The following is a 12,253-nucleotide window of genomic DNA, read 5'->3' as shown; positions in this document are numbered from 1 at the left end:
AGAGAAACATGGACGCCCTTGAATTACTGGTAAATCGTCGTTCGGCCTCACGCCTGAGTGAACCTGCCCCGGCGGGTGAGATCCTTGAAAATATCCTGCGGGCGGGCATGCGCGCCCCGGATCATGGCACCCTGCAACCCTGGCGGTTCGTCATTGTGGAAAAAGAGGGGCGCGACCGGATGAGCCAGCTGCTGGAGCGGGCGGCACGGGAAAAACAGCTGGATGAAAAGGCGATTAACAAAGCAAGTCAGTCGCCGTTTCGCGCTCCGATGATCATCACGGTGGTGGCCCACTGCGAGGAGCATCATAAAGTGCCGCGCTGGGAGCAGATTGCCTCAGCCAGCTGTGCGGTCATGGCAATGCAGATGGCCGCCGTCGCGCAGGGTTACAACGGCATCTGGCGCAGCGGTCCCTGGACCGATGACGAGCAGGTGCGGCAGGCATTTGGCTGCCGGGAGCAGGATGCCATTGTCGGCTTCCTCTATCTGGGCACGCCACAACTGAAATCGGGCACCACGGTTCTCCCGCCTGACACCACGCCTTTCGTGCGTTATTTCTGATCCTCTTTATCCGCTGGCAGCAGGGCGTTCTGAGCCCTGCTTTTTGCACGGTTCCTGTGCGAACGATCGCTAACACTGCGCGTCATGCTTACGCCAGCAGGCCTGCCAGGCTAACATAGCCCTGAATTTACACCGACAGCCGAGCCGGTTACTCTCCGTTTCCCTGATGTTAAGGAATAGCTGATTCAATGCGTTTGTTTATTGCGGAAAAACCGAGCCTGGGACGTGCGATTGCCGATGTACTGCCGAAACCGCATCGACGGGGTGATGGATTTATTGCCTGCGGCAACGATCAGATTGTTACCTGGTGCGTAGGGCACCTGCTGGAGCAGGCGCAGCCTGACACATATGACAGCCGCTATGCACGCTGGTCGCTGGCGGACCTGCCGATTATTCCCGAAAAATGGCAGCTGCAACCGCGCCCGTCGGTCGCGAAACAGCTGAAGGTGGTCGAGGGACTACTGGCGCAGGCGACAGAAGTGGTGCATGCCGGTGACCCGGATCGCGAAGGTCAGCTGCTGGTCGATGAAGTGCTCGACTATCTGAAACTGCCCGCGGAAAAACGCAGCAAAGTGCAGCGCTGCCTGATCAACGATCTTAACCCGCAGGCGGTGGATCGGGCGGTCAACCGTCTGCGTGAGAATCGCGAATTTATTCCGCTGTGTGTTTCGGCGCTGGCTCGCGCCCGGGCAGACTGGCTCTATGGCATTAACATGACCCGCGCCTGGACACTGCTGGGGCGAAATGCAGGCTATGATGGCGTGCTGTCGGTTGGCCGGGTGCAGACCCCGGTGCTCGGGCTGGTGGTGCGGCGCGATGAAGAGATTGAAAACTTCCTGCCGAAAGAGTATTTCGAAGTTAAAGCCCACATCGTCACGCCTGATGGCACCCGGTTTGTGGCCAGCTGGATCCCCAGCGAAGCCTGTGAGCCGTGGCAGGATGAAGAGGGCCGTCTGCTCAGACGCGCCCTGGCAGATCATGTGGTGGCCCGGATTACCGGTCAGCCAGCGACGGTCACGGCCTACAGCGATAAACGGGAAAATGAGGGGGCACCACTGCCATTCTCCCTCTCCAGCCTGCAGATTGAGGCGGCAAAACGTTACGGGCTGAGTGCGCAGACGGTACTGGATACCTGTCAGCGGCTGTATGAAACCCACAAGCTGATTACCTATCCCCGTTCGGACAGCCGCTACCTGCCCGAAGAGCATTTTGCCGGGCGTCATGCAGTACTTAAGGCGATTCAGGCGCATCAGTCACTGTTGACCCCGCCCGCTGATTTCGATGCGGATCGGCGCAACCGCTGCTGGGATGATAAAAAGGTGGACGCCCACCACGCCATTATTCCGACGGCCCGCGCCGGCACGGTAAAGCTTACGGAAAACGAGCAGCATATTTATGAGCTGGTGGCGCGCCAGTATCTGATGCAGTTCTGCCCGGATGCGGTGTTCCGTAAGTGCGTCATCGACCTCGAAATTGCCGGGGGAAAATTTGTTGCGAAAGCGCGTTTCCTGGCGGAGGCGGGCTGGCGTGCACTGCTGGGCAGCAAAGAGCGTGACGAGGAGAATGACGGCATGCCGCTGCCGGTGGTGGCGAAAGGGGATTCGCTGTTGTGCGAGCGCGGCGAGGTGCTGGCGAAGCAAACCCAGCCGCCGCGTCCGTTCACCGATGCCACGCTTCTCTCTGCGATGACCGGCATTGCCCGGTTCGTTCAGGATAAAGAATTAAAGAAAGTGCTGCGTGCGACCGATGGTTTAGGAACGGAAGCGACGCGGGCTGGCATTATTGAACTGCTGTTTCGTCGTGGTTTCCTGGTGAAGAAAGGGCGATACATCAACGCGACCGAGGCCGGACGCGCCCTGATTCACTCGTTGCCCGATCTGGCTGCCCGCCCGGATATGACGGCGCAGTGGGAGTCGACACTGACCCGTATCAGCGAAAAGGCCTGTCGTTATGAGGAATTTATGCAACCGCTGGTCCAGACCTTAACCGGTCTGATCCACCAGGCGCGACAGCAGCCTGCGGCGCATGCCTTTCGGGGATTACCCTCCACCGGACAGAAGCGTCCGGTGCGCAAAACCAGACGTAAAGTGAAGGAGACGGAATGAGGCGTTACTCAGTATTGATGGTGCTGGCCCTGTCGCTGGCAACCAGCGCAGTTCAGGCCAACGGTCGCTATCAGTCGATGCCACCCGGCAATAACGGTGTGAACACCGATGTGGTAGTGGATATGCCGCCGGAAGCCTGGACGCAGGCAGAGCGACGTCAGCCAGACTGCCTGCGCTGCTGTATTTTTGAAAACCGTAACTACAGTGAAGGCGCGGTGGTGAAGTCGGAAGGGGTGCTGCTGCAGTGCGCCCGGGATGAACACTCCATCGGCACCAACAACCTGATCTGGAAGATCGTGAAATAAGTGTCGCGTGGCGCTCTGCCACGCGACCATCAGTTAAAAGCGAAACAGCGACCAGATGGGAGCGTGATCAGAGGGCTTCTCCATGCCACGGATCTCATAATCAATGCCGGTCTCAACGCAGTGTGCTGCCAGATTTTTGCTTGCCAGCACCAGATCGATGCGCAGGCCGCGATTATCATCGAAACCTTTTGAACGGTAATCAAACCAGGAGAAGCGATCGGCGACCTCCGGGTTATGTTCACGCCAGGTATCAACCAGGCCCCAGCCCAGCAGCCGATCCATCCACTCGCGCTCTTCCGGCAGGAAGGAGCATTTACCGGTTCTCAGCCAGCGCTTGCGGCTATCCTCGCCAATTCCAATATCCCGATCGGTGCTGCTGATGTTCATGTCACCCATGATCAGAACCGGTTTATCGGCAGGCAGATCTTCGGTCAGCAGACGCTGCAGGTCGCGATAGAACTTCTCTTTTGCCGGAAACTTGGTGGGATGGTCGCGGCTTTCACCCTGCGGGAAATAGCCATTAATGACCGTGATGTCGCCGATCGGGCTGGGAATTTCCGCCATGATCAACCGGCGCTGTGCCTCTTCATCCTCTCCCGGAAAGCCCCGGCTCACTGAAACCGGCTGCATTCTGGTGAGCAGTGCCACGCCGTAGTGGCCTTTCTGACCGTGATAGAAAACGTGATAACCCAGCTTTGCGACCTCTTCCAGCGGGAACATTTCGTCATGGACTTTGGTTTCCTGTAAGCCAATGACATCGGGCTGATGCTGTTCAACCAGCGCCTGAAGCTGATGAGGGCGGGCGCGCAACCCATTGATGTTGAATGAAACAAATTTCATGAGGTCAACCATGGTTCAGAAAATGAGAGGCGGTGATGGTAGCGATTTTTACTGAAAAAGTCATGGCAGAAGAGGGGGCAGAACGTTTGAAAACGTGTAGGTGCTCTGTTAGCAGGGAGTTCTCATCCCTCTCCCCGCAGAACAGGAAGCTGATGTATCGATTTGGGGAAAGTGTGCTGAATGCAGGATGGTGGTGGGAGAAGGATGATTCGGCGCGTTGCGCCTCACCCTGCGGGCCGCGCTGAAGCGCGTTGTCTCGAGATGCTCGACCCGAACCTTAGTCGAAGGTTCTCATCCCTCTCCCCGCAGAACAGGAAGCTGATGTATCGATTTGGGGAAAGTGTGCTGAATGCAGGATGGTGGTGGGAGAAGGATGATTCGGCGCGTTGCGCCTCACCCTGCGGGCCGCGCTGAAGCGCGTTGTCTCGCGATGCTCGACCCGAACCTTAGTCGAAGGTTCTCATCCCTCTCCCCGCAGAACAGGAAGCTGATGCATCGATTTGGGGGAAATGTGCTGAATGCAGGATGGTGGTGGGAGAAGGATTCGAACCTTCGAAGTCTGTGACGGCAGATTTACAGTCTGCTCCCTTTGGCCGCTCGGGAATCCCACCGGGGATAATGCTGGCTTGAGGCGTATTCAGATTCAGATGGTGGTGGGAGAAGGATTCGAACCTTCGAAGTCTGTGACGGCAGATTTACAGTCTGCTCCCTTTGGCCGCTCGGGAATCCCACCATGGCCTGAATCTTTCACTCTCAAAGCGGGGCGCATCATACCAAATGCGATAAGGGTGTAAAGCGCCCACTGGCAAAACAGGAACTGTTTGCCCACTTTTTACGCGTAGCGCTGAATCCACAGTCAATTCAGCGCGCTGGCTGATTAAAGAATAATCGTACGGTTGCCATAAACGAAGACTCGCTGCCCCAGCACTTTATAGAGGGCGTTGCTCAGCACGTTTTTTTCGACGTCACGACCTGCACGCATCATCTCGTCAGCGGTATAGCTGTGATCGACATTAATCACATCCTGCATGATGATCGGGCCTTCATCGAGATTGTCATTCACGTAGTGCGCGGTGGCACCAATGATTTTCACGCCACGCTCGTAGGCCTGATGATAAGGCCGGGCACCGATAAAGGCAGGCAGGAAAGAGTGGTGAATGTTAATAATCTGGTTCGGGAAGCGCTGCACAAAGGCAGGGGTCAGGACGCGCATATATTTCGCCAGCACCACATAATCGGGCTGATAGCGGTCAATCTCTTCCACCATGCGGTTATCGTGCTCTTCCCGCGTCAGTCCCTCGTGACTCACCAGAACGAAGGGAATATCAAACCGCTCAACCAGCGAACGCAGCGTGTCATGGTTACCAATGACCGCGGCAATCTCCATATCCAGACCGCCAAACGCGCTCTTCATTAACAGGTCGCCCAGGCAGTGCGCCTCTTTGGTGACCAGAATCACCACGCGACGGCGGCCGGCGCTGTGCAGTTCACGCACTGACCCCTGGGGCAGGGCGCTGTCGAGATCGGCCAGCAGGGTGTTGTCGTTGAAGATGCCTTCCAGCTCGGTACGCATGAAAAAACGCCCGGTGCGATGATCAACAAACTCATTGTTCTGCACGATATTGAGTTCGTGCTTGTAACAAATATTGGTGATTTTGGCGATCAGACCTTTTGCATCGGGACAAATGGTTCGTAAAACTTTTCTTTGCATGGTTTGCGCTTGCATCTCAATCAGAGTCCTGTCAAAGCATTAGGGGTTAAACTGCGGGCTCAGCCTTCAGCTCAACCACAACATTTTTTGTATTTCTTATCACTGCCGCACGGGCAACGATCGTTGCGCCCAACGGGCGGCACGGAACCGTCAACATAGTACCAGCGTTGATCCTCGCGAAGAAAGCGGGAACACTCATGAATGGCATGAATGTTCGTTTTCTCGCGGTATCGCGCAAAAAAAGTCACGAACGCTTCATTATCATGGCTTCCATGATTACAACGGGTTACATTCAGACTAAGCCACTCGGTACCGGAAAAACTTTCAGATAAAAGCCCTGACATCTCCGGATGACGTTTGTCAGGATGCCAGGTCGCGACCAGATATTCGGCATTGTGCTTAACATAGGCACAATAGCGGGAGCGCATAAGTTGTTCAGCCGTAACAGGAATCTGGTTACCCTGCAGAAAGGGCTCGCAACATACGCTATACTGCTGTCCGCTACAACATGGGCAGGTTTCTGACACATTAGCTCCCGAAAATGATGAGTCGGTTTCATAAGCGCGCTATGTTAGCTGACCCCACGCTGTGACGCTACGTATTGACGGCAGGACCAGATACAAATGAGAAAGGTAAAAATAGGATTGGCGCTGGGGGCCGGCGCAGCGAAAGGATGGGCGCACATTGGCGTGATCAACGCACTGGAGCGTGCGGGTATCGGGATCGACGTCGTGGCGGGTTGCTCTGTCGGCGCGCTAGTCGGGTCAGCCTATGTGAATAACCGGCTGCCGCTGATGGAAAAGTGGGTCAGTGCGTTTCGCTACTGGGATGTGATCCGGCTGATGGATGTCTCCTGGCAACGGGGCGGACTGCTGCGCGGTGAGCGGGTCTTTAACCATGTGCGTCAGCTGATCCCCAATGATGCGATAGAGCAGTGCAGTAAACCTTTCGGCGTGGTGGCCACCAATCTCAGCACGGGGCGGGAGCTCTGGCTGACGGAGGGTGATCTGCATCAGGCGGTTCGCGCTTCCTGCAGTATGCCAGGTTTATTACCGCCGGTGGGCTACAATGGGTATTGGCTGGTGGATGGTGCCGTCGTCAATCCGGTGCCGATCTCACTGACCCGCGCGCTGGGTGCAGACATTGTGATTGCGGTTGACCTGCAGCATGACGCGCATTTAATGCAGCAGGATCTGTTTTCCGTTACGCCTAAAAATAGTGAAGAAGAAGCCGCTGCAGCGGCATTGAGTTGGGGTGGAAAGCTGCGTCAGCGACTGGTGAGTTTCACCCAGCGCCGTGCGTCTCAGTCACCGGGTGCGATGGAGATTATGTCAACCTCTATCCAGGTGCTGGAAAATCGCCTGAAGCGCAACCGTATGGCAGGCGATCCACCCGATGTTTTAATACAGCCGGTCTGTCCGCAGATTTCAACGCTGGACTTTCATCGGGCTGAAGAGGCCATTGAGGCAGGCAGGGCCGCCGTGGAAAAGAAAATGGATGAACTGTTACCACTGGTCCGTGGCAGATAATCAGGTTGTTCATTCAAAACGGTGACTTTACGCAATTCTGAAGGCGCAACTGCGTTTTATGAACCACTATTGAATTATCTGGCAGGCAGGGGGAAAGAATGGAAAAACCACTACTCGGCAAAAAGATACTCATTGTCGAAGATGAGGCTGTTTTCCGTTCGTTGCTGGACCAATTTTTGTTATCGATGGGTGCTGTAACGTTAAAAGCGGAAGATGGACTGGAAGCAATTGCACAACTACAACAGCATACTGTCGACCTGATCATCAGCGATCTCGAAATGCCCCGTATGAGCGGCATTCAGTTTGTTGAGCACATTCGTACCCGCGGTAACGTTGTGCCGATTTTGATTATCTCAGCGACAGAAAATATGTCTGACATCGCACATGTGCTGCGCCTTGGCGTGCAGGATGTGCTGCTTAAGCCACTGAAAAATCTGGAACGATTCCGCGAAGCGGTCTATGAATGTCTCTATCCCTCAATGTTCACCTCAAAGGTGGAAGAGGATGAGCAGCTGTTTCAGGACTGGGATGCCCTGGTCCGCGACCCGAAAGCGGCTGCCAAACTGCTCAAACAACTCCAGCCGCCGGTGCAACAGACCGTCGCCAACTGCCGGGTCAACTATCGTCAGCTGACGATGGCCGAACAGCCGGGCCTGGTGCTCGACATTGCGGCGCTCTCTGAAAAGGACCTGGCCTTCTACTGTCTGGACGTCACCCGTGCGGGTGATAATGGCGTGCTGGCCGCTCTGCTGCTGCGTGCGCTGTTTAACGGCCTGCTTCAGGAGCAGCTCTCCGGGCAAAAACAGCGTCTGCCGGAACTTAACGGGCTGCTCAGACAGGTCAATCTGCTGCTGCGCCAGGCGAACCTCAGCGGCCAGTTCCCTCTGCTGGTGGGCTACTATCATCGGGGTCTGAAAAATTTGATCCTGGTCTCGGCCGGATTAAATGCCACGCTTCACGTTGATACCCATCAGATTCAGCTTAGTAATGGTGTTCCCCTTGGCACTATGGGTAGCACCCACCTCAATCAAATCAGTCAACGCGCAGACAACTGGCAGTGCCACGTCTGGGGCGCGGGTGGTCGCATTCGGCTGATGCTGTCAGCAGAAGAATAAACGGCAAAAATGGAAAGATTCTGGCGCTGAGGACAGGGCCAGAACTTAGCTTTACAGTTGGGTAATAGTCTTAATTTCGACGGATTGATGCCTTCCAGGATAAATCCGTTCGATACTAACTGATATACTCATTTTCGATTTTAAACCGACATATCAAGTATTAACTTGAACGGCCTATGAGAGAGGTAACTTAATGTCTGCCAATAATACCAAAGTAAAAAAAGCGGTAATCCCGGTCGCGGGTTTGGGTACGCGTATGCTCCCGGCCACCAAAGCGATTCCAAAAGAGATGTTACCGCTGGTTGATAAGCCGTTAATCCAGTATGTCGTTAACGAGTGTATCGCTGCAGGCATCAACGAGATTGTGCTGGTTACGCATTCATCTAAAAATGCCATCGAAAACCATTTTGATACCAGCTTCGAACTGGAATCTATGCTGGAAAAACGTGTTAAGCGTCAGCTGCTGGATGAAATCCAGTCAATCTGCCCGCCACACGTGACCATCATGCAGGTTCGTCAGGGTATCGCGAAAGGCCTGGGCCACGCAGTGATGTGTGCACACCCACTGATCGGTAACGAGCCGTTTGCCGTTATCCTGCCAGACGTCATCATCGACGAATATGAATCTAACCCAACCAAAGATAACCTGGCCGAGATGCTGACCCGTTATGAAGAGTCAGGCCGCAGCCAGATTATGGTTGAGCCGGTTGCCGATGTAACCGCTTACGGTGTTGTCGATTGCCAGGGCGCAGAACTGAACCCAGGCGACAGCGCACCAATGGTGGGTGTGGTTGAGAAACCAAAAGCGACCGAAGCGCCATCTAACCTGGCGGTCGTAGGTCGTTATGTTCTGTCTGCAGACATCTGGCCTCTGCTGGCGAAGACGCCTCCGGGTGCGGGCGGCGAAGTTCAGCTGACCGACTCTATCGCCATGCTGATGGAAAAAGAGACCGTTGAAGCTTATCACCTGAAAGGCGTAAGCCATGACTGTGGTAACAAACTGGGCTACATGCAGGCTTTCGTTGAGTACGGTGTTCGTCATCCGGTATTGGGCAAAGATTTCTCTGAATGGCTCGATAGCGCAGTTGGCAACAAAAAGTAATTTATAAACACAGGATAACTCGATGAAAGTCACTGTATTTGGTATCGGCTATGTCGGTCTGGTTCAGGCTGCGGTGTTAGCCGAAGTCGGACATGACGTTCTCTGCATTGATGTCGACGCAAACAAAGTCGAAAATCTGAAAAAAGGCATCATTCCTATTTTCGAACCAGGTTTAACCCCGCTGGTAATGTCCAATTACGAAGCGGGTCGTCTGAAGTTCAGCACTGATGCTGCACAGGGCGTAAACCATGGTGTTATGCAGTTTATTGCAGTAGGTACACCACCGGATGAAGACGGCTCTGCCGATCTGAAATATGTGACCGCCGTAGCGCGCACCATTGCGCAGCATATGAACGATCACAAAGTGGTTATCGACAAATCAACCGTACCGGTTGGCACAGCAGACAAAGTTCGTGCGGTGATGGCGGAAACGCTGAAATCGCGTGACGCCAACATCACCTTTGATGTGGTGTCGAACCCGGAATTCCTGAAAGAAGGTGCGGCAGTGAATGACTGCATGCGTCCTGAGCGCATCGTTGTCGGTACCGACAACGATGACGTGGTCGAGCTGTTACGCGAGCTTTATGAGCCGTTTAACCGCAACCACGATCGCATGATCATGATGGATATCCGCAGCGCAGAGCTGACCAAGTATGCAGCAAACTGCATGCTGGCGACCAAAATCAGCTTCATGAATGAGATGTCCAACCTGGCTGAACGTTTAGGCGCGGATATTGAAAAAGTACGCCAGGGCATCGGTTCCGATCCCCGTATCGGCTACCACTTCATCTATCCTGGCTGTGGCTACGGTGGCTCCTGCTTCCCGAAAGATGTGCAGGCGTTAATCCGTACAGCGGAGTCTATTGGCTATCAGCCACGTCTGTTGCAGGCTGTGGAAGATGTCAATGACAACCAGAAAAACAAGCTGCCAACCTTCATCAAACGCCATTTTGGCGACGATCTGAAGGGTAAGACGTTTGCTCTCTGGGGCCTGTCATTTAAGCCGAACACTGACGACATGCGTGAAGCCTCCAGCCGTGTGCTGATGGAAACGCTGTGGGAAGCAGGCGCGTCTGTTCAGGCGTTTGACCCGGAAGCAATGGATGAAGCGCAGCGTATCTATGGTCACCGTAGCGATCTTAAGCTGATGGGAACCAAAGAAGCGGCACTGCAGGGCGCAGACGGTCTGGTCATCTGTACGGAGTGGCAGAACTTCCGTGCACCAGACTTCGACGTTATCAAAAATGCGCTGAAAGAAGCCGTGATTTTTGATGGTCGTAACCTGTATGATCCAGAGCGTATCAGCAAACGCGGTTTCGTTTATTATGCAATCGGCCGCGGAGCGTCTATTCAAACTGCATAATTAACGAGGGATTTATGAACTTTCTGGTCACCGGCGCCGCAGGCTTTATTGGTTTTCATGTCAGTCAGCGTCTGCTGGCCGCCGGTCACCAGGTTGTCGGTATCGACAACCTGAATGATTATTACGACGTAAATCTCAAGCGTGCCCGTCTCGATTTAATTAATGCTGAACCTGACTTTACTTTTATCGAGCGGGATCTGGCCGACCGTGACGCGATAGCGTCACTGTTCGGGCAGTATAATTTTCAGCGCGTTATTCATCTTGGCGCGCAGGCTGGCGTCCGCTACTCCATCGAAAATCCCCATGCTTATGCAGACTCCAATCTGACAGGTCACCTCAATATTCTTGAAGGCTGCCGTCATCATAAAATTGAACATCTGCTCTACGCGTCGTCGAGTTCCGTTTATGGCCTGAATCGTAAGATGCCGTTCTCAACGGACGACAGTGTGGATCATCCTGTCTCTTTATATGCAGCGACGAAGAAAGCGAATGAGTTAATGTCTCATACTTACTCGCACCTTTATCAGCTGCCGACCACTGGATTACGCTTCTTCACCGTCTATGGCCCGTGGGGCCGTCCGGATATGGCACTCTTTAAATTCACCCGCGCAATGATTGCCGGTGAGGCGATTGATGTCTATAACCAGGGCCAGATGAAGCGCGACTTTACCTATATTGATGACATTGCTGAAGCGATTGTGCGTCTGCAGGATGTCATTCCGCAGCAGGACGATCACTGGACGGTTGAATCGGGATCGCCAGCAACCAGTTCAGCACCGTATCGTGTTTATAATATCGGTAACAGTCAGCCGGTAACGCTGATGAGCTATATTGAGGCGATTGAGAAAGCACTGGGGATGACCGCGAAGAAAAATCTGATGCCGATGCAGCCCGGTGATGTGCTGGAAACCAGTGCCGACACCGAAGCCCTGTTTAAGGCGATTGGTTTTAAACCTCAGACCAGTGTGGAGGAGGGCGTAAAGCGCTTCGTTGACTGGTATCGTGATTTCTATCGCGTCTGAATAAAAAAGGAAGCGTACGCTTCCTTTTTTTTATTCCACCTCAGGCTGCCCGTCGGGCAGCAAAATAACGCGCCGTTACAGTAAAAAATCGTCCAGCTTTTTACCCTCTTCTTCCAGCGCTTTTTTAATTATGGCTGGCGTGCGGCCCTGACCGGTCCAGGTCTTTGACTCACCTTTTTCATCGGTATAACCATATTTAGCCGGACGCACCGAACGTTTGCTTTTTGCTGTCGCGCGGGTATCAGTCAGCATGCTGACCAGCTCAGAAGGGTCAATACCATCAGCCAGCAGCATTTCACGATACTGATTCAGCTTGCGCGCGCGCTCTTCATTTTCAGCCTGGAAATGCGACTCTTCTTCGCGACGTTCTTTTACCACTACGTCCAGTTTTTCCAGCATCTCTTCCAGTGTTTCAATGGAATACTCTCTGGCCTGGGCGCGCAGCGTACGAATATTATTAAGAACTTTTAGTGCTTCGCTCATTGTCCTGGTCTCTGAATAAGGGAGAAGTTGTGTTGCCCGCTAATAGTAGTGGTGACATTAAATAACTTCAATCACAAACGTATTTCTTCAGCGAATAAAATGAAAATTAAAAAATAAT

At 53.8% G+C, this 12,253-nt stretch carries 12 protein-coding genes, 2 tRNA genes and 2 other RNA genes; 8 read left to right on the top strand and 8 right to left on the bottom strand.

Annotation, left to right across the window (positions count from 1 at the left end; all coding sequences use genetic code 11):
* Positions 1-8: 8 nt before the first annotated feature.
* The 3 genes from AC6I7A_RS10315 (at position 9) to AC6I7A_RS10305 (ending at position 2,970) form a co-directional block, all read left to right on the top strand.
* Positions 9-560: an NAD(P)H nitroreductase gene (locus AC6I7A_RS10315; protein WP_058957286.1), complete on the top strand. Its 552-nt coding sequence runs from the start codon at positions 9-11 to the stop codon at positions 558-560.
* 188 nt (positions 561-748) lie between these two features.
* On the top strand, positions 749-2,665 hold the full coding sequence (locus AC6I7A_RS10310; protein ID WP_058957285.1) for a DNA topoisomerase III: 1,917 nt from the start codon (positions 749-751) through the stop codon (positions 2,663-2,665).
* Positions 2,662-2,970, top strand: a complete 309-nt coding sequence (locus AC6I7A_RS10305; protein WP_009089895.1) for a YnjH family protein — start codon at positions 2,662-2,664, stop codon at positions 2,968-2,970. Before AC6I7A_RS10310 ends, AC6I7A_RS10305 begins: the two co-directional genes overlap by 4 nt.
* A gap of 33 nt (positions 2,971-3,003) precedes the next feature.
* On the opposite strand, the gene xthA is transcribed toward AC6I7A_RS10305, so the two are convergent.
* From xthA to AC6I7A_RS10270, 7 genes are all read right to left on the bottom strand, one after another.
* Positions 3,004-3,810 carry an exodeoxyribonuclease III gene (gene xthA, locus AC6I7A_RS10300; protein WP_058957284.1) on the bottom strand — a complete coding sequence of 269 codons (807 nt, stop codon included), beginning with the start codon at positions 3,808-3,810 and terminating at the stop codon, positions 3,004-3,006.
* Positions 3,811-3,998: 188 nt separating this feature from the next.
* Positions 3,999-4,126: non-coding RNA, RtT sRNA (locus tag AC6I7A_RS10295), on the bottom strand.
* 41 nt (positions 4,127-4,167) lie between these two features.
* Positions 4,168-4,295, bottom strand: a non-coding RNA gene (locus tag AC6I7A_RS10290) — RtT sRNA.
* Between the two features lie 41 nt (positions 4,296-4,336).
* Positions 4,337-4,421, bottom strand: a tRNA-Tyr gene (locus AC6I7A_RS10285).
* Between the two features lie 37 nt (positions 4,422-4,458).
* A tRNA-Tyr gene (locus tag AC6I7A_RS10280) sits at positions 4,459-4,543 on the bottom strand.
* Between the two features lie 144 nt (positions 4,544-4,687).
* Positions 4,688-5,536: a formyltetrahydrofolate deformylase gene (purU, locus tag AC6I7A_RS10275; protein WP_009089897.1), complete on the bottom strand. Its 849-nt coding sequence runs from the start codon at positions 5,534-5,536 to the stop codon at positions 4,688-4,690.
* A gap of 56 nt (positions 5,537-5,592) precedes the next feature.
* Entirely contained in the window at positions 5,593-6,048 is a 456-nt protein-coding gene (locus tag AC6I7A_RS10270) for a YchJ family protein (RefSeq protein ID WP_072215524.1), read from the bottom strand.
* Between the two features lie 96 nt (positions 6,049-6,144).
* Here AC6I7A_RS10270 and rssA point away from each other — a divergent pair, with 96 nt between their 5' ends.
* From rssA to AC6I7A_RS10245, 5 genes are all read left to right on the top strand, one after another.
* Complete coding sequence (gene rssA, locus AC6I7A_RS10265) at positions 6,145-7,050, top strand: patatin-like phospholipase RssA (RefSeq protein WP_009089899.1); 906 nt, start codon at positions 6,145-6,147, stop codon at positions 7,048-7,050.
* Positions 7,051-7,148: 98 nt separating this feature from the next.
* Positions 7,149-8,165 (top strand): two-component system response regulator RssB, encoded by a 1,017-nt coding sequence (gene rssB, locus AC6I7A_RS10260; protein ID WP_009089900.1) that lies wholly within the window; start codon positions 7,149-7,151, stop codon positions 8,163-8,165.
* 193 nt (positions 8,166-8,358) lie between these two features.
* Positions 8,359-9,267 (top strand): UTP--glucose-1-phosphate uridylyltransferase GalU, encoded by a 909-nt coding sequence (gene galU / locus AC6I7A_RS10255; RefSeq protein WP_009089901.1) that lies wholly within the window; start codon positions 8,359-8,361, stop codon positions 9,265-9,267.
* Positions 9,268-9,289: 22 nt separating this feature from the next.
* Complete coding sequence (locus tag AC6I7A_RS10250) at positions 9,290-10,630, top strand: UDP-glucose dehydrogenase family protein (RefSeq protein ID WP_046101926.1); 1,341 nt, start codon at positions 9,290-9,292, stop codon at positions 10,628-10,630.
* Between the two features lie 14 nt (positions 10,631-10,644).
* Positions 10,645-11,652, top strand: a complete 1,008-nt coding sequence (locus AC6I7A_RS10245) for an NAD-dependent epimerase (RefSeq protein WP_058958168.1) — start codon at positions 10,645-10,647, stop codon at positions 11,650-11,652.
* A gap of 75 nt (positions 11,653-11,727) precedes the next feature.
* Here AC6I7A_RS10245 and hns read toward each other — a convergent pair whose 3' ends face one another.
* Positions 11,728-12,135 carry a histone-like nucleoid-structuring protein H-NS gene (hns, locus tag AC6I7A_RS10240; protein ID WP_058958169.1) on the bottom strand — a complete coding sequence of 136 codons (408 nt, stop codon included), beginning with the start codon at positions 12,133-12,135 and terminating at the stop codon, positions 11,728-11,730.
* Between the last annotated feature and the right edge of the window lie 118 nt (positions 12,136-12,253).

It is taken from the genome of Type-F symbiont of Plautia stali (genome assembly GCF_059731105.1).
This window is presented reverse-complemented; position numbering and strand designations above follow the sequence as displayed.